This is a genomic window from Streptomyces decoyicus (assembly GCF_019880305.1).
In the GTDB taxonomy this organism is placed as follows: Bacteria; Actinomycetota; Actinomycetes; order Streptomycetales; family Streptomycetaceae; genus Streptomyces; species Streptomyces decoyicus.
On the sequence record NZ_CP082301.1, the window covers coordinates 7,284,872 to 7,307,593 of the forward strand.

15 protein-coding genes and 1 pseudogene are annotated in these 22,722 nt (G+C 73.9%); 11 read left to right on the forward strand and 5 right to left on the reverse strand.

Annotated elements, in window-relative coordinates; genetic code table 11:
• Positions 1–33: 33 nt before the first annotated feature.
• The 8 genes and pseudogenes from K7C20_RS38575 to K7C20_RS31815 form a co-directional block, all read left to right on the forward strand.
• Positions 34–2,799: pseudogene (locus tag K7C20_RS38575) on the forward strand (beta-ketoacyl synthase N-terminal-like domain-containing protein); the annotation flags it as partial.
• A 1,024-nt stretch (positions 2,800–3,823) separates the two neighbouring features.
• On the forward strand, positions 3,824–5,275 hold the full coding sequence (locus K7C20_RS39305) for a 4'-phosphopantetheinyl transferase superfamily protein (protein ID WP_343236133.1): 1,452 nt from the start codon (positions 3,824–3,826) through the stop codon (positions 5,273–5,275).
• Positions 5,265–5,582, forward strand: a complete 318-nt coding sequence (locus K7C20_RS31790; RefSeq protein ID WP_048830251.1) for a phosphopantetheine-binding protein — start codon at positions 5,265–5,267, stop codon at positions 5,580–5,582. The genes K7C20_RS39305 and K7C20_RS31790 overlap by 11 nt, the downstream gene beginning before the upstream one ends.
• Positions 5,583–5,589: 7 nt before the next feature.
• Positions 5,590–6,381: an alpha/beta fold hydrolase gene (locus K7C20_RS31795; RefSeq protein WP_030087995.1), complete on the forward strand. Its 792-nt coding sequence runs from the start codon at positions 5,590–5,592 to the stop codon at positions 6,379–6,381.
• Positions 6,382–6,383: 2 nt separating this feature from the next.
• The gene (locus tag K7C20_RS31800; protein ID WP_053208587.1) at positions 6,384–7,754 is read left to right on the forward strand and encodes a glycosyltransferase; all 1,371 of its coding nucleotides are present in this window, start codon (positions 6,384–6,386) and stop codon (positions 7,752–7,754) included.
• Positions 7,755–7,759: 5 nt separating this feature from the next.
• Positions 7,760–9,622 carry a class I SAM-dependent methyltransferase gene (locus K7C20_RS31805; RefSeq protein ID WP_245170956.1) on the forward strand — a complete coding sequence of 621 codons (1,863 nt, stop codon included), beginning with the start codon at positions 7,760–7,762 and terminating at the stop codon, positions 9,620–9,622.
• Positions 9,619–10,593, forward strand: coding sequence for a hypothetical protein (locus tag K7C20_RS31810; RefSeq protein WP_053208586.1), 975 nt, complete (start codon positions 9,619–9,621; stop codon positions 10,591–10,593). Before K7C20_RS31805 ends, K7C20_RS31810 begins: the two co-directional genes overlap by 4 nt.
• 41 nt (positions 10,594–10,634) lie before the next feature.
• A complete protein-coding gene (locus K7C20_RS31815) occupies positions 10,635–11,825 on the forward strand; it encodes an alkaline phosphatase family protein (protein ID WP_030088005.1) in 1,191 nt (396 codons plus the stop codon).
• A 156-nt stretch (positions 11,826–11,981) separates the two neighbouring features.
• Here the strand turns inward: K7C20_RS31815 and lysX are convergent, their stop codons facing one another.
• Positions 11,982–15,299 carry a bifunctional lysylphosphatidylglycerol synthetase/lysine--tRNA ligase LysX gene (lysX, locus tag K7C20_RS31820; protein ID WP_053208585.1) on the reverse strand — a complete coding sequence of 1,106 codons (3,318 nt, stop codon included), beginning with the start codon at positions 15,297–15,299 and terminating at the stop codon, positions 11,982–11,984.
• A 68-nt stretch (positions 15,300–15,367) separates the two neighbouring features.
• On the reverse strand, positions 15,368–16,225 hold the full coding sequence (locus tag K7C20_RS31825; protein ID WP_030088013.1) for an Ig-like domain-containing protein: 858 nt from the start codon (positions 16,223–16,225) through the stop codon (positions 15,368–15,370).
• A gap of 436 nt (positions 16,226–16,661) precedes the next feature.
• Between K7C20_RS31825 and K7C20_RS31830 the strand changes: the two genes are divergently transcribed.
• Positions 16,662–16,856 (forward strand): hypothetical protein, encoded by a 195-nt coding sequence (locus tag K7C20_RS31830; protein ID WP_030088015.1) that lies wholly within the window; start codon positions 16,662–16,664, stop codon positions 16,854–16,856.
• Positions 16,853–18,034, forward strand: coding sequence for an MFS transporter (locus K7C20_RS31835; RefSeq protein WP_053208584.1), 1,182 nt, complete (start codon positions 16,853–16,855; stop codon positions 18,032–18,034). Before K7C20_RS31830 ends, K7C20_RS31835 begins: the two co-directional genes overlap by 4 nt.
• A 43-nt stretch (positions 18,035–18,077) precedes the next feature.
• On the opposite strand, the gene K7C20_RS31840 is transcribed toward K7C20_RS31835, so the two are convergent.
• Positions 18,078–19,292, reverse strand: a complete 1,215-nt coding sequence (locus tag K7C20_RS31840; protein ID WP_053208583.1) for a phosphodiester glycosidase family protein — start codon at positions 19,290–19,292, stop codon at positions 18,078–18,080.
• Positions 19,293–19,379: 87 nt separating this feature from the next.
• Between K7C20_RS31840 and K7C20_RS31845 the strand changes: the two genes are divergently transcribed.
• Positions 19,380–20,237, forward strand: a complete 858-nt coding sequence (locus tag K7C20_RS31845) for a phosphatidylinositol-specific phospholipase C/glycerophosphodiester phosphodiesterase family protein (RefSeq protein WP_030088018.1) — start codon at positions 19,380–19,382, stop codon at positions 20,235–20,237.
• An 86-nt stretch (positions 20,238–20,323) separates the two neighbouring features.
• On the opposite strand, the gene K7C20_RS31850 is transcribed toward K7C20_RS31845, so the two are convergent.
• Positions 20,324–20,956: an N-acetylmuramoyl-L-alanine amidase gene (locus tag K7C20_RS31850; protein WP_030088020.1), complete on the reverse strand. Its 633-nt coding sequence runs from the start codon at positions 20,954–20,956 to the stop codon at positions 20,324–20,326.
• A gap of 241 nt (positions 20,957–21,197) precedes the next feature.
• On the reverse strand, positions 21,198–22,613 hold the full coding sequence (locus tag K7C20_RS31855; protein WP_222892697.1) for a family 2B encapsulin nanocompartment shell protein: 1,416 nt from the start codon (positions 22,611–22,613) through the stop codon (positions 21,198–21,200).
• Between the last annotated feature and the right edge of the window lie 109 nt (positions 22,614–22,722).

The following is a 22,722-nucleotide window of genomic DNA, read 5'->3' on the forward strand; positions in this document are numbered from 1 at the left end:
GGCCCACGGCCCACGGACGCGGCGATCGTCGGCATGGGGGCGGTCTTCCCCGGCGCCGGCGATCTCGCCGCGTACTGGCGCAATCTGCTGGCCGGCACGGACTGCATCACCGACGTGCCGCCCGACCGCTGGGACCCGGAGATCTACTACGACCCGCACGGCGCCGAAGGCCCCGCCCGCAGCGACCGCTTCTACTGCCGGCGGGGCGGCTTCCTGGACGAGCCGGCCGCCTTCGACCCCACCCGCTTCGGCATCATGCCCAGCGCCGTACCGGGAGCCGAGCCCGATCAACTGCTCGCCCTGCGCGCGATTGCCGACGCCATCGCCGACGCGGGCGGCCAGGAGCGGCTGCCCGCCGACCGCTCCCGTATCGGCGTCATCCTCGGCCGCGGCGGCTTCATGGGCGTGGCCACCGCCCGGCTCGACCAGCGGGTCCGAACGGCCCACCAGCTCGCCGTCACGCTGCGCGAACTCGCCCCGGAATGGGGGGAGTCGAAGATCACTGCCGTACGGGAGGCGTTCCAGGCGAGCCTCGGCCCCGAACAGCCGGAGGCGTCGATCGGCCTGGTGCCCAGCTTCACCGCCGCCCGGACCGCCAACCGGCTGGACTTCCGCGGCCCCGCCTACACCCTCGACGCGGCCTGCGCCTCCTCGCTGCTGGCCGTGGCGCAGGCCGTCGACCTGCTGGCCGCCGGGCGCTGCGACCTCGTGGCGGCCGGAGCCGTGCACCACTGTCACATCGCCACCCTGTGGAGCGTCTTCACCCAACTGCGCGCCCTCAGCCCCTCCCAGAGCATCCGCCCCTTCGACCGCCGGGCCGACGGCACCCTGCTCTCCGAAGGCACCGGCGTCGTCCTCCTCAAACGCCTGGCCGACGCCGAACGCGACGGGGACCGGGTCTACGCGGTCCTCCGCGGGGCGGGAGTGGCGGGGGACGGGCGCGCGTCGAGTCTGATGAACCCCAGGACGGAGGGGCAGATACGGGCGCTGGAGCAGGCCTGGGGCAGCGCGGGCCTCGACCCGGAACACTCCACGGCACTCGGCCTGCTGGAGGCGCACGGGACCGGGACCCCGGTCGGCGACGGCGCCGAACTGGACACGTTGGCCCGGGTGTTCGGACCGCCCGGCGCGGGCCGGTCGCCCGTCGGCCTGGGATCGGTGAAGTCGATGCTCGGGCACACCATGCAGGCCGCCGGCATCGCCGGACTGATCAAGGCCGCCCTCGCCGTCCACCACCGGACCCTGCCGCCGACCCTTCATCTGGACGAGCCGCACGAGGGCCTGGCACGGACCCGGATGCGCCCGGTCACCGAGGCCGAGCCCTGGGACGCCGGACGGGCACCCCTGCGGGCCGGTGTCAACGCCTTCGGCTTCGGCGGGATCAACGCCCACGTCATCCTGGAGGAAGCCCCGGGACGGTCGCGTGCCGCCGCGCCGCCGGTGCCCCGGAACTCCCCACTGCGGACGGTGGAAGGGGAGCGGACGGCGGATCCGTTGCGGACGGCGGAACCGGACCGGGCGACGGATCCGGGGCGGACGACGGAACCGGACCGGACGGCGGATCCGTTGCGGACGCCGGAACCGGACCGGACGCCGCGCACGGCGGTACCGGAGCGGACGGCCGTACTGGAGCGCATGGCGCGCACGGGGGAACCGGAGCGGACGGCCGTACTGGAGCCGACGGCGCGCACGGCGGAACCGGACCGGACGCCGCGCACGGCGGTACCGGAGCGGACGGCGCGCACGGTGGAACCGGAGCGCACCGTGCTGCTCACCGCGGACTCTCCCGGCGCACTCGCCGAAAAATTGCGGAGTGTGGGCGAGGGGGGCTCGGGCGCGGACACGTGCCTGCTCGCAGACGACGGCCCCTGCCGCCTCGCCCTGCTCGACCCCACCCCGCAGCGCCGCGCCCTGGCCGCCAAGATCCTGGCGCGCGGACTGCCCTGGCGGGGACGCGGCGAGGTGTGGTTCACCCCGAGCCCCTTCTTCGGGCCGCACGCGCGGGAGACGGGAGCGCGGCTGGCCTTCGTGTTCCCGGGGCTGGAGGCGGAGCCGCCGCCGCGTGTGGACGACATCGCCGAGCGGTTGTCCCTGCCCCGCCCCACGGTCTCCGGCGGCAGCGGCCTGGTCGAACGAGCCGTCGACTCCCTGGCCGTCGGCCGACTGCTCGCCCGCGCCGTGGCCGAACTGGGCATCGCCCCCGACCTGTTGACCGGCCACAGCCTCGGGGAATGGACCGCCATGGTGGTCGCCGGAATGTATCCGCACCGGGCCGTGGACACCTTCCTCGACTCGCTGCGGTCCGGCACCCTCGCCGTACCCGACCTGGTCTACGCGGCACTGGGCTGCGGCGCCGCACAGGCGGCCGCGGCGCTCGAAGGCCTGGCGCGGGTCGCGGTCAGCCACGACAACTGCCCGCACCAGTCGGTGATCTGCGGAGCCCCCCAGCAGCTGGCCGAGGCCGTGAGCAGACTCGCCCGGCAGGGCGTACGGGCCCAGGAGATGCCCTTCCGCTCCGGCTTCCACACGCCGATGTGGGCGCCCTACCTCGGCCAGGTCGGCGCCGCCTTCGACGCCTTGCCGCTGCGGGACCCACACCTCCCCGTATGGTCGGCCACGACCGTCGCCCCCTTCCCTCAAGAGCCCGCAGAGATACGCCAGTTGGTCCTGCGGCACCTCCTGGAACCGGTCCGCTTCCAGCAACTGACCAGACGGCTGTACGAGACGGGCGTACGCGCCTTCGTCCAGATCGGCGCGGGCAGCCTGACGGGCTTCGTCGCCGACACCCTCCACGGGGAGGACCATCTCGCCGTGGCGGCGGCCGACTCCCGCCGTGACGGAAGGGCGCAACTGCGCCGGCTGTCGGCTGCATTGTGGGCCGAGGGACTGCGTCCGCGCTGGGAGCGGCTGGGGCCGCCCATCGGGGCTGCCCTGGCTGTCGCGGGCGCCTCGCCTGTCGCGGACGTCCCGGCCGCCGGGGCTGCCCCGGCTGTTGCGGATCACGCCTTGGCCCCGGCTGTTGTGGGCCGCGCCGCCGCCCCGGCCGCCGCGGATCCCGCCGCCGCCCCGGCCGACGCCGACCGCGCCGCCATCCCGGCCGCCGCGGATCCCGTCGGGGCCTCGTCAGGAGCCGCCGCCCCGTCAGGAGCTTCCGCCCCATCAGGAGTCGCCGCCCCGTTAGGAGTCGGCGCGCCGGTCCGGCTCGACCTCGGCTCGCCGTTGGTCCGCCTCGGCGGGGCGGCGCCGGGCACCGGGCTTTTCGCGCCCGCGGGCCCACCCCCACCCCCGAACCCACCCCCCGCCCCCTCCCCCGAAGGGGGAGGAGGGGGAGGGGGCGGGGGGGGCGGGGGAGCGCCGCGGCACCCCTGGCCGCCGGTCGCGGAACCCGTCCGGCAGGCCCTCGACGCTCTCCTCGCCGAAACCCGGGCCGCAACCCACACGGTCGCCGCGGCAGCCGCCCGGCAGACCCCCGCCCCCGCCCCCGGCCTCGTCCCCACCACCCAGCCGCCCTCGGCTCCGGGCCCTCTCCCCACCGCCCAGCCGCCCTCGGCTCCGGGCCCTCTCCCCACCACCCAGCCGCCCTCGGCTCCGGGCCCTCTCCTCACCACCCAGCCACCTCCGGCCCCCGGCCCCCTCCGCACCGACCGGCCCACCCCGGCCCCCACGCCCCTCCGCGTGACCCAGCCGCCCCCACCCCCGTCCCCACCCCCTCCGCACCACCCGCCACCTCTCCCTCGGCACCCTCCCGTACGTCCGCGACCACTGCGTCTACCTCCAGCCCGACGACTGGCCCGAGCCCGCCGACCGCTTCCCCGTCGTCCCCATGACCACACTGCTGGAACTGGCCGCAGAGGCGGCCCGGGAGGCGCGGCCCGGACACCTCGTCACCGGCTACTCCGACGTACGGGCCCTGCGCTGGCTGCCCGTCGCCCCGCCCGTCGACCTGGCCGTCACCGCCGCCCCTGCCGACGACGGCCGGGTACGGGTACGCCTCGGCGACCATGCCGCCGTCACCGTCCATCTCGCGGCACACCACCCGGCTCCGCCGCCCCCCGACCCCTCGGCCCTGGCCTCCGGCCGGCCCGCGCCCGTCAGCGCCGAGGCCCTCTACCGGGACCGGTGGATGTTCCACGGCCCGGCGTTCGCCGGGGTCCACGAGGTCAGCACGCTCGCCGCCGACGGCATCCGCGGAACGCTGCGTGCCCTGCCCGCGCCCGGCGCCCTCCTGGACGCCGCGGGCCAGCTCCTCGGCCACTGGATGCAGTTGAAACTGACCGGCGACCGGCTGGTTTTCCCCGCGACCCTGGACCGCGTACGGCTCTACGGGCCCCCGCCCCGCGCGGGCACGCTGCTGGCGGCCACCGCCCGGATCCGTGAGGTACGGCCCGGCTCGGTGCGCGGCGATGTGGAACTGCAAGGTCCCGACGGCGGCGTATGGGCGCGGCTGGAGGGCTGGACGTACCGGCGGTTCGGAGCGGACGAGCGGGTGTGGCCCATGAAGTTCACCCCGGAGGTGTGCGGCATCGGCGAGCCCCGGCCGGGCGGCTGGTGCCTGGCCCGGCGCCGCTGGTCGGACCCGGCCTCGCAGGAGCTGGTCATGCGCCGCTATCTGGGCGCGGCCGAACGCGCCCGCTACGAACGGTGCGCACCGCGCGCCCGCGCGGCATGGCTGCTGGGCCGGATCGCCGCCAAGGACGCGGTCCGTGAGCTGTTGTGGGAGTCGGGAGCCGGGCCCGTCTTCCCTGCCGAGGTCCCCGTCGGCAACGACCACCACGGCCGTCCCCGGCCCGAAGGCCCGCTCGCCGGCGGTGTCCATCTCTCGCTCGCGCACAAGGACCATGTCGCCGTCGCCCTCGCCCACCGGTCGGGCCCCGTCGGCATCGACATCGAATCCGTCAGCGACGATCCGCGGGCCCTCGAACGGATCGCCCTCACCCCGGCCGAACGCCGTCTGGCGGACGGCCTCCACGCCCGGGAGGCACCTGGCCCGGGCACCGGCCGCGCCTACTGGGTCACCGCCCTGTGGTGCGCCAAGGAGGCCGCGGCGAAGGCGGCGGGCAGCGGCCTCGGCGGCCGGCCGCTGGAGTGGTCCGTGACGTCCGCGCCGGGCGGCGCGCTCCGGGTGGCCTCCCCGGACGGCCGGAGCCACCTCGTCCACCTCGACTCCGTCCACGACCTGTCCGCGCGCCATGTCGTCGCCTGGACCGGGCCGCCGCCCGCGGACCGAACGGGCACCGACACCCCCACTCCCACGGAGGCCACCCATGGCAGCTGACCCGTTCCCCGAGCGCACCCGGACGATCCTCGCCGAGATCACCGACATGCTGGTGAGCGTCGTCGGCGACGAACTGCTCGTCGTCGGCGAGATCACCCCCGCGACCACCTTCAACGACGATCTGGCGCTGGAGAGCATCGAGTTCGTCGCCCTGGCCGAGCTGCTCCAGCAGCGCTACGGCAGCTCGGTGGATCTCCTCGGCCTGCTCGCGGAGAAGGACATCGACCAGATCCTGGCCTTGACGGTCGGCGAACTCGCCGTCCACATCGACCGGGCCACCGCCGCCGACCAGGCCTGCGCGGGCTGAGCGCACCATGGCCCTCACCCCCGCAGGCGGGCTGCGCCTGCACACCCAGCGGCTGCCGGGCCGCGGCGGCGGCCCCACGGTCGTCTTCCTCCACGGCCTCGTGATGGACAACCTGTCGAGCTTCTACTGCACCCTGGCGGGCCCCGTCTCCCGCGCCGGCCACGAGGTGCTCCTCTACGACCAGCGCGGGCACGGCCGCAGCGAACGCCCGCCCGGCGGCTACGACAGGGACACCGCGGTGGACGATCTCGCCGCCCTGCTCGCCTCCCTCGGCCTCGACCGGCGCCCGGTCCATCTGATCGGCAACAGCTACGGCGGTGTGCTCGCCCTGCACACCGCACTCGTCCGGCCCGACCTGGTCGCCTCACTCGTGCTGATCGACGCCCAGCTGACCGGTGACTGGGTCGAGGACATGACCGACACCCTCTCCGTCGCGGCCCTCGGCCTCGAACACCGCCGTCTGCCCGAGCAGCTCGCCGCGCTCGGGCGGCGCAAGGAGGCCCGGCTGACCGCCGGCGCCGACGCCCTGCTCAACCGGACCACCCTGATCGAGGACATCGCCGCGGGCAGCGCCTTCACCGCCCCCGACTTCGCCCGGCTGGCCTGCCCGGTCCTCGCCGTCTACGGAGAGCACTCCGAACTCCTCCCCGGCGCACGGGAACTGGCGGGTGCCGCGCCGGACTGCGAGCTGTGTGTCCTCCCCGGGGTGGGGCACACCGTGCTCAACGAAGCCACCGAAGGGCTGTGCGCAGCGGTGCTGGCACGGCTCGGCGCCCCGGCCGGGGCGGTGACCGGATGAGAGTGCTGTTCGTCGTCCCGCCGCTGGTCGGACACGTCAACCCCACGATCGCCGTCGCCGCCGAACTCACCGCACGCGGCCACCAGGTCGCCTGGACCGGCCCCGCCGCGGCCCTCGCGCCGCTGCTTCCCGCGGGCTCCCTCCTGTACGCGGCGGGGGACGGGGACGCGGCCGACAGCACGGACGTCCTGCACGGGCGGTGGCGCGATCTACGGGGCATCGCGGCCCTGCGCTTCCTGTGGGCGGAGGTCCTCATCCCGCTCGCCCGCGCGATGCTGCCCGGCGTGCACACCGCCGTCGAAGCCTTTGCGCCGGATGTGCTGGTGGCCGACCAACAGGCCCTGGCCGGGCCGCTGGTGGCGCGCCGCCACGGTCTGCCCTGGGCGACCTCGGCGACCACCTCGGCCGAGTTCACCCGGCCCTTCGACGGTGTCCCCAAGGTGGGGGAGTGGGTGGCGCAGCGCATCGCGGCGCTGCTCGCCGAATCCGGGGCGCCCAGCGGCTGGGACCCACGTTTCTCCCCGCACCTCGTCCTGGTCTTCTCCACCCCGGCACTCATCGGTGGCGGCGCCCCAGCACTCATCGGGGACGGCTCCCCCGAACTCATCGGGGACGGCGGGCCGTCCGGGAACGGGGCGCGCGCGAGCGGGGCGGCCGACGGCACGCCCGGCGCTGCCGTCCGGCCCGGAGGGCGGAGGTACCCGCCCCACTACGTCTTCGTCGGGCCCGCCTTCGGCGCCCGCCCGTCCGCCCACGACTTCCCGTGGCACCGGCTCGATCCCGGACGCGCGCGGGTGCTGGTCTCCCTCGGCACCCTCAACCGCGAGGCGGGCGCCCGCTTCTACCCCGCGGTACTGCGTGCCGCGGACGCCCTCGCGGACCGGGCACAGCTGATCCTGGCCGCCCCCGTCGACCTCGCCGGGACCGTCCCGGACCACCTGGTGCACCAGGAGTACGTCCCGCAGCTCGCCCTGCTGCCGCACCTCGACGCCGTGCTGTGCCACGGCGGCCACAACACCGTGTGCGAGGCGCTGGCCCACGGACTGCCGCTGGTCGTGGCGCCCGTCCGCGACGATCAGCCGATCGTCGCCCGGCAGGTGACCGAGGCCGGCGCGGGAGTGCGGGTGCGCTTCGGCCGGGCCCGTGCGGACGAGCTGCACCGGGCGCTGGCCGCCGTACTGGACGATCCGGCCCACCGTCGTGCGGCCCGCCGCATCCAGGCGTCCTTCGCCGCGGCGGGCGGCGCCCTCACCGCGGCCGACCGTCTGGAGAAGCTGCCGTCCGGCGCCACGGGCCCCGGCCGGTCCGCCGTACGGCACCCCGCCCCGCCCGGCCCCGGCACCGCCCCGACCGAGAACGAGAAGGGACCGTGAGCCAGATGACGCGAGCGCACCGTTCGGGACGCCGCACACGATGGGTGGCGGCCGCCGCCGTGACGGCCCTGGGAGCGGGCACCGTGCGCGCCCGCCGCAGGCTCGCCGCGCTGCCCGTGCTCGACCCCACCGGGCCGCACGGCGTCCCGTGGCCCTTGCTCCCGGGTTGGCACCTGATCACCGCGCCCGGTGTCGTGGCCGACGAGGCGACCGTGCGTGCCGCGGCCGGCCACGCCGCACGCGAAGGACTGGGGGTCGTGGACCTGATCCCGGCTCGCCTGGACCCCGAAAGCACCCTCGGTCTGCTCCGGCTGCTCGACCCGGCGGCCCACCGCACCGACCGGTGCGCCCCGGGACAGGGCGCGGGCCACGCCCTGCTGGTGTCCGACGACGTCCACCGGCGGGCCGGGCTCGACACCGCCGTACCGCCGCGTTCGACGGCCGATCTGCTCCGCCTCGTCCGCACCCTCAAGGAGTACGCCCCCGACGCCACCGGCTGGGCCATCGCCCCGGGTCTGACCGCGCCGCCCCCCGACCCCGCCCGGCACGCCGAGGAGCTCCGCGCCCGTGGACTCCCGCCGGCCCTGTTGTCCGCCGCCCGGCTCGCCGGTCTCGCCCTGCTGGTGAAGTGCCTGGTCTCGGCGCCGCGTTGGGGCGCGGCGGCCACCGCCCTGTACTGGCTCCAGCCCGCCGTCGTCCTGGGCCCGGCCCGGGGACCGCGCCCCGCCGGCCTTGCCCGCGCCACCGCTTCCCGTCCGCTGCGCGCCCTGTCCGGCGCGCTGCGGACCCTCGCCACACCGGCCGCCGACACGCCCGACCCCGCGGGCGACGAGACGCGCCGGGCCGCGTACACCGCCGAACTGGCGGCCGGCACGGGCCGGTTCTTCGAGCCCCGCCGCCCGGACTGCCCCTGGTGCTCCGCACCCGAACCCGCCGTGCGGCTCCGTACACCCGACCTGCTCCAGGGCAAGCCCGGCCGCTTCACCCTCGAAGAGTGCCGCCACTGCGGCCACATCTTCCAGAACCCCCGGCTCACCCAGGACGGGCTCGACTTCTACTACCGCGACTTCTACGAAGGCCTCGGCGGCGACGGCGCCGCCCTGGTCCTGGGCCGGATGAGCAGCACCTACCGCGCCCGCGCGGAAATGCTCCGGCCCTTCACCACCCCCAGGGCCTGGCTCGACGTCGGCACCGCCGCGGCACACTTCTGCAACGCGGCACGCGCCGTATGGCCCGACACCCGTTTCGACGGACTGGACATGGGCGAAGGGGTCCACGAGGCCGCACGCCGGGGTTGGATCGACACCGCCTACCAGGGCCAGTTCCCCGACCTCGCCGACCGGCTCGCCGGCCGCTACGACACGGTGAGCATGCACCACTACCTCGAACACACCCGGGACCCTTTCGCCGAACTCGACGCGGCCGTCAAGGTCCTGGCCCCTGGCGGCCATCTGCTCATCGAACTCCCCGACCCCCGGTCCCGGGCCGGCCGGCTGCTCGGCCGCTACTGGTTGCCCTGGTTCCAGCCCCAGCACCAGCACCTCATGCCGGCCAGGAACCTCGAACAGGCCCTGACCGCACGGGGATTCACGATCCTCGCCGAGCAGCACGGCGCGGCCCACCAGTCCAACGGCGACTTCCTCGGCGCCGTCGCCCTCGCCGCGAACGGACTCGCCCCCGACCCGGACGCCCCCTGGTCCGCCGTCCCCGCCACCCCGGCCCGGCGTGCCGCCCGCAGCGCCGTACAGGCCATGGCGGTGCCCTGCTACGCCGCCGCGCTCGCCCTCGACTCCCTGCGCACCGTGGTGGCCCGGGCCACCGACGGCGGCAACGCCTACCGGCTGCTCGCCCGCAAGGAGCTGGGGTGAACGCGGGGGACCTGGCGTACCGCACCACGGCGGACCCGCTGCTGCGCCTGCTCTCCCACGGCTTCGCGACGGCGTACCACCGCCCGCCCGACGCGGTGTGGCGGGCCCCGTACGCCTTCCGGGTCGCCGCGGCTGCCGTTCCGTCCGGCCCGCCGCACACCGCGGCCGCGCCACGGACCGACTGGTTCGCGGCGGCCGGCCACTACGTCGACGTGGCCGTCGCCCCGCGCGCCGACGGAGTGCTGCGCTGCGGCTCGCTCAACCACCCCGCCGAGACCGCCGAACTCCCCCTCACCGGACCGGCCGCCCGCGCCCCCGACTGGGCGGCCCGCCCGTATGCCGCGCTGCGCGCCCTCGCCGCCGCCGGATGCGGACGGGGCGGCGCCGATCTCCAGCTGAACGCCCCCCTGCCCGACGCCGTGGGGCTGCCCGTCGCCGAACCGCTGGAGTGCGCGGTCGCCCTGGCCGTCGCGGGCGCGCACGCCGGCCGGGGCGGGTGCCCGCCGGACCGCGCCCAGTTGGTGCGTCTCCTGGGCGCCGCCGCACCCGGCGACGACGGGCTGCGCCGCGCCGTGCTCTTCGCCCGGGCCGGCCACCTCCTCGCGGCCGACGGCAGCACCCATCAGCCGCTGCGCGCCCCTGACGGCAGCCCCGATCCCCGTCTGCTGCTCCTGACGGCCCGCCTCACCACCGGTGGGGACGCGGGGGCGGACGGCGGGGCCGCGGCCGGCGCCACCCCCTCCTCCGTGGCCACCGGCCTCGCCACCGCGGTCCGTGAAACCCTGCGCGCCGGTGCATGGTCCGCCTGGTGGCCCGGCGCCCGCCCCGGCCGCAGTGTGCTGCTGCTGGTGCCCCGGGACCGGCGCGCGGCGGTCCGGGCCGCCGCTGCCGATGCCTTCCGCCGCTGCGGCCTGCCCGTTCCCCGCATCCTGCGGATCACCCTCGCGGACGCGGCCCGCCGCGAGGACTGACGACCCCGACCCCGGCACCCTCAGGCAAGGAGGGAGACCTGATGAAACGCACAGCGGTCCATCTGCGCAGGGCGCTCGTGGCGATGCTCGGCGCGCTCGGGCTGACGGTCGCCGCCACCACCGCCGACGCGCACCCCACCCCCACAGGCGCGGCGGTCCACGCGAGCGGCACCGGCACCCGGGCGGCCCTGCCGTCCTACGACCATGTCGTGATCGTCGTCTTCGAGAACAAGCAGTACGGCGAGATCATCGGCAGCTCCCAGGCGCCCTACCTCAACCAACTCGCCCAGCAAGGCGCCGAACTGACCGGTATGAAGGCGCTGACCCACCCCAGCCAGCCGAACTACTTCAACCTCTTCTCCGGCACCACCCAGGGCGTCACCGGCGACGGCTGTTACACCGCGCAGTCGATGACCGCCCCCAACCTCGGCCAGGAGCTGATCGCCGCCGGCAAGACCTTCGCGAGCTACAACGAGGGCCTGCCGGAGGAGGGCGCCACGACCTGCTCCGCCGGCCGGTACGCCCAGAAGCACAACCCCTGGTTCGCCTTCGAGAATGTGCCGCTGAACACCGCCAAGACCTTCGCCCAGTTCCCCAAGGACGACTTCACCAAGCTGCCCACGGTGTCCTTCGTCATCCCGGACATGTGCAACGACATGCACGACTGCGCCGTCGGCAGCGGCGACACCTGGACCAAGAACAACCTCGCCTCCTACGCCACGTGGGCCGAGGACCACAACAGCCTGCTGATGGTGACCTGGGACGAGGACAACTACCTCGGCTCCAACCGGATCGCGACCGTGTTCCACGGAGCCCATGTCAGACAGGGCAGCGTCAGCGGCGCGTACAACCACTTCAGCCTGCTGCGCACGGTCGAGGACATGTACGGCACCGGGCATGCGGGCAATGCCGCCTCCGCCGCTCCCGTCACCGGGGTGTTCGACACCGACGGCACCGAGCCGCCCGACGGCGGCCTCCAGCTCACCGCCCCCGGCCCGCAGACCTGCCGCTTCGCACAGGAATGCACCGTCCAGCTGACCGCTACCGGCGGCACACCCCCGCTCACCTACCGCGCCACCGGTCTGCCGCTGGGCCTGGGCGCCGACGCCGCGGGCGGCCGGATCGGCGGCAGACCCTGGCAGACCGGCACCTTCCCGGTCACCGCCACCGCCACCGACTCCACGGGCGCCACCGCCACCGTCACCTTCCCGCTCACCGTCAACTGGTTCTGAGGCGCCCCGGCGGTGCGGCCGGCCGCCGCACCCTCGTCCGCGCCCTGCCCGGTGTTACGGCGCCGGCCCGTGCCAAGTGCCCGCGAACGGCGAAGGCCACCCCCGCAAGGAGGTGGCCTTCGCCGTCTCGCCCGTCGTGCAGGGCCGTGAGCGTCGTCAGCGGCGCCGCACCAGCGGGAACGGCAGCGTCTCGCGGATCGACAGCCCGGTGAGGAACATGACCAGCCGGTCCACGCCGATGCCCAGACCACCGGTCGGCGGCATCGCGTACTCCAGGGCCTGGAGGAAGTCCTCGTCCAGCTCCATCGCCTCCGGGTCACCGCCGGCCGCCAGCAGCGACTGGGCGGTGAGCCGCCGCCGCTGCTCGACCGGGTCGGTCAGCTCCGAGTAGGCGGTGCCCAGTTCGGTGCCGAACGCGACCAGGTCCCAGCGCTCGGCGAGCCGCGGGTCCTTGCGGTGCTGCCGGGTCAGTGGCGAGACATCGGTGGGGAAGTCCTTGTAGAACGTGGGGAGCTGGGTCTTCTCCTCCACCAGCCGCTCGTACATCTCCAGCACGATGTCGCCGCGGCCCATCTCCGGCTTCACCGGCACCGCCGAGGCAGCACACAGCCGGCGCAGCCGGTCCGGTGCGGTGTCCGCATCGACCTCCTCGCCGAGCGCCTCGGAGATCGCGCCGTAGACGGTCTTGACCGGCCAGATCCCCGAGATGTCGTGCTCGACGAGCCTGCCGTTCGCGTCCGCCTTACGGGCCGTGGCGCTGCCGAACGCGGCGATCGCCGCGCCCTGGATCAGCTCCCGGGTCAGGTCGAGCATCACGTCGTAGTCGGCGAAGGCCTGGTAGGCCTCCAGCATCGTGAACTCGGGGTTGTGCTTGTAGGAGATGCCCTCGTTGCGGAAGGTCCGCCCCATCTCGAAGACCTTCTCCATACCGCCCACGCACAGCCGCTTGAGATACAGCTCCGGCGCGATCCGCAGATACAGATCGAGGTCGTAGGCGTTGATGTGGGTCTGGAACGGGCGGGCGTTGGCGCCACCGTGGATCTGCTGGAGCATCGGCGTCTCGACCTCGAGATAGCCGCGGTCGATCAGGCCCTGGCGCAGCGCCTGTACGGCCGTGCTGCGGGCCCGTACGTTGTCCCGCGCGTCCGTCGAGACGACCAGGTCCACATACCGCTGGCGGACCTTGGCCTCCGGGTCGGACAGTCCGCGCCGCTTGTCCGGCAGCGGCCGCAGGCACTTGGCCGTCAGTCGCCACTGCGTCACGAACACCGTCAGCTCACCGCGGTCGCTGGTGCCGACCTCGCCCTCCGCCTCGACATGGTCACCGAGGTCGATGTCCGCACCGAAGCGGTCCAGCAGGTCCTTGCCGCTGCCGTCCCGGGTCAGCGCGATCTGCAGATCGCCCGACCAGTCCCGCAGCACCGCGAAGAGCACGCCGCCGTGGTCGCGGGTGAGCAGCACCCGCCCGGCGATGCTGACGGACTTGCCGCTGCGCGTGCCGGGCGTCAGGTCCGGGTACTCGTCGCGGACCTCGCCCAGGGTGTGCGTACGGTGCACGCCCACCGGGTACGGGTCGGTGCCGGCCTCCCGCAGCCGCTCCAGCTTCCGGTGGCGCACCCGCACCTGCTCGGGCAGCGCGGCCAGTTCCTGCTCGTGCAGCTCCTCCTCGGTGGCCGGACCGGTCTGCACCAGGCCGAGCTCGTCCAGCGACGGCAGGCCCGCGGTGCTGGCCGGGGCCAGCACCCGCTTCTTGTGGCCCTTGCCCCACAGCTTGCCCAGGCTCGGTACGGCCACGAAGCCCTCGGCGATACCGGAGGCCAGACCGATACGGGCCAGCGCGCCGGTGTCGGCGTAGCACAGGAACCGCGGGTACCACTCCGGGTTGTACTTCGCGTTGGAACGGTAGAGGGCCTCCAGCTGCCACCACTTGGAGAAGAACAGCAGCAGCCTGCGCCAGAACTTCAGCACCGGCCCGGCACCGATCCGGGCACCTTCCTCGAAGGCGGACCGGAACACCGCGAAGTTCAGCGAGATCCGGCGCACGCCCATGGCACCGGCCTGGGCGCACAGCCGGGCCACCATGAACTCCATGACGCCGTTGGGCGCGGTGCGGTCACGGCGCATGACGTCCAGCGAGATGCCGTCCTTGCCCCACGGCACGAACGACAGCAGCGCGATCATGTTGCCGTCGCCGTCGAACGCCTCGGCCAGCAGGCACGCGCCGTCCTCCGGGTCGCCCAGCCGGTCCAGCGCCATCGAGAACCCGCGCTCGGTCTCGGTGTCCCGCCAGGCGTCCGCCCGGTGGATGACCTCCTGCATCTCCTCGTCGGTCAGCTCGGAGTGGCGCCGTACGCGGAAGGTCGCGCCGGTGCGCTCGACACGGTTGACGGCCTGGCGGGTCACCCGCATCTCCCGGCCGTCCAGGTCGAAGTCCTTCACATGCAGGATCGCCTCGTCGCCGAGCTGAAGCGCGCCGAGGCCGCAGCGGGCGAACGCCTTGGCGCCGCTCTCGCTGGCGCCCATGACGGCGGGCTGCCAGCCGTACCGTCCGGCGACCTCCAGCCATGCCTCGATGGCCTGCGTCCACGCCTCGCGGTCACCGACCGGGTCACCACTGGCCAGACAGACACCGGCCTCGACGCGGTAGGTGACGGCGGCCTTGCCGCTGGGGGAGAAGACCACGGCCTTGTCGCGGCGGGAGGCGAAGTAGCCGAGGGAGTCCTGGCTGCCGTAGCGGTCCAGCAGCGCCCGGATCCGGGCCTCCTCGTCGCCGTGCAGCGCGGCCTCCATCCGCTGCGAACGGAACAGCGTCAGCGCGGCGTTCAGCTCTGCCAGCGCGCCGAGCAGTCCGAGGACGGCGCTGGTCCAGTGCGCCGGATGGCCTTCGACCAGCCGGCCGCCGACCAGCCCGCCACAGACGCGGTTGGCCGCCCACAGCAGCCGGTTGGCGCCGCCGGGCTCCAGTGTGCCGGGAGCCAGCGACACCAGTCCCCAGCCGATCAGCACCGCGACCACGAGCCCGCCGATCAGCACCAAACTGGCGCGCAGGAACGCGCCGCGCCGGGTGATCGCATAGAACTCGCGGTGCGAGACGAGCAGCAGCACCAGCGCTCCGGCGCACAGCACCAGGGAGAAGGCGTACTCCCAGTACCCCCTGGCGAGGAACAGCGCGTCCGCCAGGATGACCAGCACCATGTAGGCCACCACGAACCACAGCGCGACCCGTTTGCGAGCGGTCATCGCGGCGCCCAGGAGGAAGAGGAACACCGCATAGGCGAAGTTCGGCGCCACCGGGATGGTGAGGGCGTCCAGCCAGTAGATCACCGGGTGGAGTCCGCGCCGGAGCGGCCCGATCAGCGCCGTCAGGGCACAAAAGAGCCCCAGCACACTGAAGATGATGGCGAAGCCATTGGGGACACGGCGCCGGAAGCGCCGCCACCCCGTGAGTTGATCCTGGTCCTGCACGGTGCTCATTCCGTCACACTAGGCTCTGAAAGGGGTCAGCTGCTCGACGCGTGGGCGCTGGTTCTCTGCCACGGGGATCAGCCGTCATGCCAGTCTCCGATCCCGGTGGTCCTGTTGTCTTCCCCTCGTTCGGAGGGTGCGGTGACCTCTACGGGGTCACTCACCTGGACCTTGCCACAATCCCGTCCCATGTCCGAGTCGGTGCAACTCCGGCCGATGGTGAAGTTCAGGTCATAGTCGTCGGCGAAGTAGCGGCCGCCGCCGGAGTACACCCCGCCGAGGGCCGCTCGCAACGTGACGTGGGTGCCCGGTTTCCACTGCTGCGCGGGACGCCAGTCCACCCGGTCCCTGCCGCTGCGGTCCTTCCCCCAGTGCCACGATCCGGCAGTGCGGCCGCCGCTGGTGACGCTCAGTCGCCGCTCGACCGCGGCCCGGTCGGTCACCGGGAAGTCGAAGGTGAGCGCGAGGGGCCGGCCGGCGCCGACCACGGTGCCCGGTGATCCGGGCCCGGCCGTCAGGGTGTTCAGCCTGGCCGCCCTCGCGGTGGTCAGCGACTCCTTGGCCGCGCCGACGCCGCCCTGTGCGTTCTTGGTCCTGGCGACGAGGGAGTACTTGGTGTCCGGGGCGGCTTTCGTCCTGGACGTCCAGGTGGTTCCGCCGTTCCCGAGCCCGCCGGGCAGCTGCTGTCCCCTGGGGTCGGTGACCGTCACCTCGGTCAGCACCCCGCCCTTCGCGGTCACCCGGAGCCGGTCGCCGGCCTGCACGGCGCCGGTCCCGCTCGCCGCGCCCAGTGCCACCTTCACCGGGTCGCCCTGGGGTGCCGGCTCCTCGACGCCCCCGCATGCGGAGAGCGTGCCCACGCCGACCGCCAGGGCCAGAGCGGGTACGGCACGCCGCGGCCGGAACGGCCGGCGGCGGGAGGGGGTCTGGCTCATGTCGGGCTTTCGTCTGCGGTACGGAGAGGGCGGCGGTGTCGGCCGCTAAGACGGCAGATCGCCACACTTCGTTGCAGGGAGTGATGTGATACACGACACAATGGGGGGTGGGGGTGTGGTGCGGGGGTGAATGCCGGAGCGCTGCTTGGCACTTGCGGGGATATGGGTGATTCCTTCCGTGGGGCCGTCCGATTGCAGGCGAGGGGGCGGGTCGGTGGCCGGCCGGCCGGTGAACGGCATCGCGCGCCCCGCCTCCGGGTGGGTGAGCCGCACGGTCCGGTCGGCCGTCGTCCACCGCGCCCCGCCGCCGGTCCCCGTGACCCGCAGTGATCACCTGATTGGAGCACCCGGACGAGAACCGGACATACCCTGAAATACGCCAAACTGGCCACCCCTTGCTGCCCGTTCGGGCGGCGGTTGAGGAGGTGTGCGTCCCATGGCCATTTCCATCTCGGTCGTACTGCTGCTGGTGATCCTGACCGTGATCTTCCTGCGCAGCGGCAAGCTCAAGATCTCGCACGCCCTGGTGTGCGCACTGCTCGGCTTCTACCTGGCGAACAGCAGCCTCGCCCCGGACATCCACCAAGGACTGTCCGGCGCCGCCGACGTGGTGAGCAGTGTGCGTCCGTGACGGTGGCGGCCTGCCGGAACCTCGTTCTCGCCATCCTCGGTCTGACGGTCACCTCCTGGGCCTGGAACCTGCTCTCCCCCCTGGGGCACGCCTTCAAGTCCGGCCTCGGCCTGACCGAACCGGAGGCGGCGGCGCTGGTGGCGGTGCCGTTGCTGGCCGGCTCGCTGGGCCGGGTGCCGGTCGGTGCGCTCACCGACCGCTATGGCGCCAGGGTGATGTTCCCGCTGGTCTCCGGGCTCACCATCGTGCCGGTGCTGCTGCTCGCCCCCGCCAAGCACTCCTACGCCGAGATGCTCGCCGTGAGCTGTCTGCTCGGCCTGGGCGGCACCACGTTCGCGATCGGCATCCCCCTGGTCAACGCCTGGTTCCCGCCCCGTCACCGGGGTCTTGCCCTGGGCCTCGCCGGGCTGGGCACGGGCGGCATCGCACTCTCCGGATATCTGACTCCCCGCCTCCACGCCTACGACGAGAACCTGCCGTATCTCGTCGTCGCCGTGGCGCTCGCCCTCTTCGCCTTCCTCGGCGCACTGCTGATCGACGACCACCCGGACCAACCCGTCCCGCGGACCTCGCCCGTCACCCGGCTCGCACGGGCCGGGCGGCGGCGGATCACCTGGGAACTGGCCGGGGTCTACGCGCTCGCCTTCGGCGGCCTCCTCGCGCTCGCCGTCTACCTGCCGACCTACCTGGTGACCTGGTACCGCCTCGGCGCCGGCGGCGCGACCACCCGGGCCGCCGGCCTCGCCCTGGTCGCCGTCGTCTTCCGGCCCGTCGGCGGCTGGTGCGCGGACCGGGGGCACCCCGCCGTCGTCACGGCCTGGGCGCTGGGTGCGGTTGCGCTGGCCGCGATCCTCCAGGCCTTCGACCCGACGCTGCACCCCTCGGGCACCGTCCACTTCCTGGTCATGGCGGCGGGCCTGGGCGCGGCCGGCGGAGCGGTCTTCGCGCTCGTCTCGCGGGTGACACCGCAGTCGCAGCTCGGCAGTGTCACCGGCATCGTCGGTGCCGCCGGGGGCCTCGGCGGCTTCGTGCCGCCGCTCGTCCTGGGCGCGGTCCACCGCGGCAAGGGCACCTACGCCCTCGGCTTCATGCTCCTCGCCGACCTGGCCCTGGCCGGAGGCGCCTACGCCCTGGTCCGGATGCGCACCGCGGGCGCCGCGACCGCCGGGAAGGCCTGAACCGGGGCCGGGCGCCGCCAGGGGGCGTCCGGGGGCGGGGCGCTCACCGGGAGGAGAACACCCCGACCGCATTGGGCACCGGCCGCTCCGCCCCGCCGGACGGGTGGTTGCGGACCGTCGCCCCGTACCTGTCGCCGGTGACCAGCGTCGAGGACCCGCCGCCGTCCAGATCCATGGCGTCCCGTGCACCCAACTGCACCATCAAATCGGCCAGTTCACGCACCGTCAGGCCGGTCTGGCCCGGGGCCCCGTCCAGTGCCAGCAGATACAGCAGCCGTCCGCCGTCCCCGATCCCCGCGGACGTCCGTACCGCCACCGCGGCGGTGTCCAGACCGGCCACGGGCTCGTCGTCCCGCACGATGGGGAAGCCGCCCACCGCGCACCGCAGAGGACCGGGCCCCCGGCCGACGAGGCGATGGGCGATCTGCACAGGCTCACCGATATGCAGCTTGCGCAGCTGCCGCGCCCCTTCCTCCCGGCCCACCAGCACCACGCTCCCCGCGGCCACCCCGCCGGCGCCCGGCACCTCGTCCAGCGCCGTCACCCGGCCGTGCCGGACGGTGACCTCCGCGGTGTCCGTCGTGCACGGCGCCGCCCGGTCGGTGTCCGTGCCGCAGGTGGCGCGCACCCGGGACGCCGGGCCCCACTGCGGCGTGTAGGCGCCGATACCGTCGACCGGCAGGGCGTACTGGTTCAGCCCGCGCAGCGGCAGCGCCCCCTCGGCGGTCAGCGCCGCACCGCGCAGCGTGAGCCGGTCCAGCCGGGCCCGGCGGTCGTAGCCGATGCCGATGACGTCCTCGGTGGTCGCGCCCGGTGGCATGACCGGCCCGAACCGCTGGCCGTCGGGCACCGCGCCCTTCAGCTGCCGCCCCGAGGCCACCGCCGGGCCGACCGAGGCGCCGGTGGCCTCCACACCCGGGTGCTGGGTCTCGGTGATATTGAAGAAGTCGCCGTTGACGGCCCCCACCGCGCCGCGGTCGGCCGCCAGTTGGGACACCGGCGACCGCGCGCCGACCGCCCCGGGGTACAGCAGATCCACCGAGACCCGCGGAGCGGCCAGATCGACCGTCAGCAGATGCCCGTGCACGGTGCCGCGCGGCACCGTCATCCGGAATTCGCCGTATGCCACACCAGGCGCCACCGACCTGGCAGGGGAGCGGTGGAGAGTGGTGCCCGCGGCGGTGGCCGGCGCCCCGCCCGCCATCCCTCCGCCCGCCAGCACACCCCACGCCACCAGCACCGTCAGTACCGCACGCACTCGACCGAATCGCCGCTTCACGATCCCCCCTGACGTCGTGCCAACTGTCCCAGGTGCCGAAGGCGCTCACTATGACCCGGAGATGTCATGAATCCGTACACCCGCAGAACGGCCGTCGTGTCGCTGGGCGCCGTCCTCGCCGCGGGCCTGACCGCGCCCGCCGCCGCCCGTGACACGGCCGTACGGCCCACCGGCCCCGTGCCGCTGCGCCGTGCCCATGCGCACAACGACTACGAGCACGCCCGGCCCCTGCTCGACGCCCTCGACCACGGCTTCGGCAGCGTGGAGGCGGACATCTGGCTGGTGGACGGCCGCCTGCTGGTCGCCCACGAGGAGGGCGGCCTCGACCCGGCCCGCACCCTGCAGTCGCTCTATCTGGATCCGCTGCGCCGACGGGTTCGCGCCAACGGCGGCACGGTCTACCGGGGCCGTCAGCTCTCCCTCCAGCTGCTGATCGACATCAAGACCGCGGGTGACTCCACCTACCGCGCGCTGTCCCGGGTCCTGCACGGCTACCGGGATCTGCTGAGCGTCTGCCGCGCGGGCCGGGTCCACGGTGGTCCGGTCACCGCCGTGATCTCCGGGGACCGGGCCGCCCTTGCGCCCATGGAGGCCGAGCGGGTGCGCCACGCCTTCTACGACGGGCGCCCGGAGGATCTGGGGACCGCCGCCCCCGCTTCCTTCGCCCCGCTGGTCTCCGCCTCCTGGACGGACCTCTTCGGCTGGCAGGGCGTGGGCCCGATACCGTCCGCCGAGCGGGAACGGCTGTGCCGGCTGGTGGCGGCCGCGCACGGTGCGGGGCGCCGGCTGCGCTTCTGGGCGACACCGGATGCGGCCGGAGCGGCGCGCGAGGCGGTGTGGACGGAGCTGGTCGACGCCGGCGTCGACCACCTCAACTCCGATGACCTCGCGGGCCTGGCGCGCTTTCTGCGGTCGGCTCACTGACCGCCGAGCCGGGCGCCGTCGCCGGTGTCCGCACGCCGTGCCGCGGCCTTCCGGGCACCCCGAAGGGCGCGGTACGGCGTGCCGCGTCATCCGGCGCCGTGCCAGGAGGCGTCGTTGACCAGCTGGAGATAGCGCGCCCAGTCCCAGAACTCACCGGGGTCGGTGTGGTCGGTGCCGGGGACCTCGACATGGCCGATGATGTGCTCGCGGTCCTTGGGGATCCGGTAGCGGTCACAGATGGCGGCGGTGAGCCGGGCGGACTGCTCGTAGAGCGGGTCGGTGAACCACAGCGGGTCGTCGGTCCAGCCCTCGTGCTCGATGCCGATGCTGCGGGTGTTGTAGCCCCAGTTCCCGGCGTGCCAGGCGACATTCCGCTCGCTGACGCACTGCGCAAGGTAGCCGTCGGCGGACCGTACGACATAGTGTGCGGCCGCCTTGTGCGCGGGGTCCTGGAAGAGCGCGAGGGTGTCCGCGTAGGTCTCCTGGGTCACATGCACCACGACCATCTCGACGGGATACTGCGTCGGGCGGTTGGCGGCGGTGAAGTTGGCCGGGTTCGCCGGCACCTGGTGGACAGGGGGGTAGGCGCCGCCGCGCGGCGACCGCCGGGAGGGAGCGGCACCGGCCGCGGTGAAGGGGACGAGTGCGGCGGACGCGGCGAGCGCGGCCGCACCGGTGAGCAGGCGCCGACGGGCCGGGCGGTGAGGGTCGGGCTCCATGTGAACTCCTGACAAGGACCGAGGGGGAGTGGTCGCGTACATGTCACGCACACATGCGGTGCGTTCATGATGCGCAACAGGGCACGCCCTGCCAAGGGAATGGCCGTTCTGCCAATGGCTCGACCAAAGGCAGAACGGCGCAGGTCAGGAGTGGCGAGATACCTGATCGGACGTCACTCGGGTGCCGCGCACACGGGCCTGACGGCCGATCGTGGGCGGCACCCGGACCGAACCGCGCCGGTCAGTGACCGATCTCTACGTCCTCCAGGATGCCCAGCGCGTCCGGCACCAGCACCGCCGCCGAAAAGTAGGCACTGACCAGGTAATTGATGACGGCCTGGTCGTTGATGCCCATGAAGCGCACCGACAGGCCGGGCCGGTACTCGTCCGGGATCCCGGTCTGGTGCAGTCCGACCACGCCCTGGTTCTCCTCGCCGACCCGCAGCGCCAGGATCGAGCTGGTCTGCTCCGGGGTGACCGGGATCTTGTTGCAGGGCAACAGCGGAATGCCCCGCCAGGCGCGGACCGCCGTGCCCTCGAACTCCGCGGTGGTGGGGTAGATCCCCCGGGCGTTCCACTCCCGCCCGATCGCCGCGATGGTGCGCGGATGCGCCAGCAGGAACTGGGTCTTACGGCGCCGGGAGATCAGCTCGTCGAGGTCGTCGGGGGTGGGCGGGCCGGTGCGGGTGTGGATGCGCTGCTTGAGGTCGGCGTTGTGCAGCAGGCCGAACCCGGGGTTGTTGATCATCTCGTGTTCCTGGCGCTCGCGCAGCGCCTCCACGGTCAGCCGCAGCTGCTGGTCCAGCTGGTTCATCGGGTCGTTGTAGAGGTCGGCGACCCGCGAGTGCACGTTCAACACGGTCTGGGCGACGCCGAGTTCGTACTCCCGCGGCGCCGTCTCGTAGTCGGCGAAGGTGCCCGGCAGGGCCGGCTCGCCGACATGGCCCGCGGCCAGCTCGATGGCCGCCTCACCGTGCTTGTTCTGCGCCGGCACCATCGCCGCGCGGAACTCCTCCAGATGGCTGCTCAGCGACTCCGACCGGCCCAGTACCTCTTCGAGGTCGCTGCGGTACAGGGTCAGTGCGGTCACCCGGGTCACCGCCCGTACGGAGTGCTCCCACTCCGCGTCCGCCGTGAGCAGCACGGTGGCGCCGAGGGCGTCACCGTCGGCCAGTACCCCCAGTACCGTCTCGTCGCCGTACTTGCCGGTGCCGAGGCGGTCGAGCTTGCCGTGGGCGATCAGGATGACCCGGTCCGCCGGCCCGCCCGCACGGGCCAGCACATCACCCGGCGCGAACTCCCGCTGGACGAACCGGTCCGCCAGCGCCTCCAGCGTCCCGGCGTCGGTGTAGCCGCGCAGCGGCGCCAGCTCCCGCAACTCGGCGGGAATCACCCGGACTTCGGAGCCGGTCGAGACGAAATCCACCCGGCCGTCACCGAGGGTGTGGGTCAGCCGGCGGTTGACGCGGTACGTACCGCCGGAGACCTGCGTCCAGGGCAGGATGCGCAGCAGCCAGCGGGACGAGATCCCCTGCATCTGCGGCACGGTCTTGGTCGTGGTCGCCAGCTTGCGGGCGGCCGCGGTGTCCAGGCTGGACCGGCTCTGCTCGATCGCGGACTGCTGCGGTCCGGACGTCGGATCCACCGATGTGGTCATGAAGAAGGCTCACCTGTTCTTGTCAGTGCGGTGCTGTGCGGTGCGGCGGTGCCTGCACGTGCGTACGGTCGGCGCGGCAGGGCGGGCGGAGGGACGCGGCCGTTCGCCG

Excerpts from the sequence above, each read along its gene's own strand:
- K7C20_RS31795 (WP_030087995.1), top strand. The coding sequence starts at position 5,590 with ATGGCCCTCACCCCCGCAGGCGGGCTGCGCCTGCACACCCAGCGGCTG.
- lysX (WP_053208585.1), bottom strand. The coding sequence starts at position 15,299 with ATGAGCACCGTGCAGGACCAGGATCAACTCACGGGGTGGCGGCGCTTC.
- K7C20_RS31790 (WP_048830251.1), top strand. The coding sequence starts at position 5,265 with ATGGCAGCTGACCCGTTCCCCGAGCGCACCCGGACGATCCTCGCCGAG.
- K7C20_RS31850 (WP_030088020.1), bottom strand. The coding sequence starts at position 20,956 with ATGGAGCCCGACCCTCACCGCCCGGCCCGTCGGCGCCTGCTCACCGGT.
- K7C20_RS31855 (WP_222892697.1), bottom strand. The coding sequence starts at position 22,613 with ATGACCACATCGGTGGATCCGACGTCCGGACCGCAGCAGTCCGCGATC.
- K7C20_RS31845 (WP_030088018.1), top strand. The coding sequence starts at position 19,380 with ATGAATCCGTACACCCGCAGAACGGCCGTCGTGTCGCTGGGCGCCGTC.
- K7C20_RS31805 (WP_245170956.1), top strand. The coding sequence starts at position 7,760 with ATGACGCGAGCGCACCGTTCGGGACGCCGCACACGATGGGTGGCGGCC.
- K7C20_RS31830 (WP_030088015.1), top strand. The coding sequence starts at position 16,662 with ATGGCCATTTCCATCTCGGTCGTACTGCTGCTGGTGATCCTGACCGTG.
- K7C20_RS31815 (WP_030088005.1), top strand. The coding sequence starts at position 10,635 with ATGAAACGCACAGCGGTCCATCTGCGCAGGGCGCTCGTGGCGATGCTC.
- K7C20_RS39305 (WP_343236133.1), top strand. The coding sequence starts at position 3,824 with ATGACCACACTGCTGGAACTGGCCGCAGAGGCGGCCCGGGAGGCGCGG.
- K7C20_RS31825 (WP_030088013.1), bottom strand. The coding sequence starts at position 16,225 with ATGAGCCAGACCCCCTCCCGCCGCCGGCCGTTCCGGCCGCGGCGTGCC.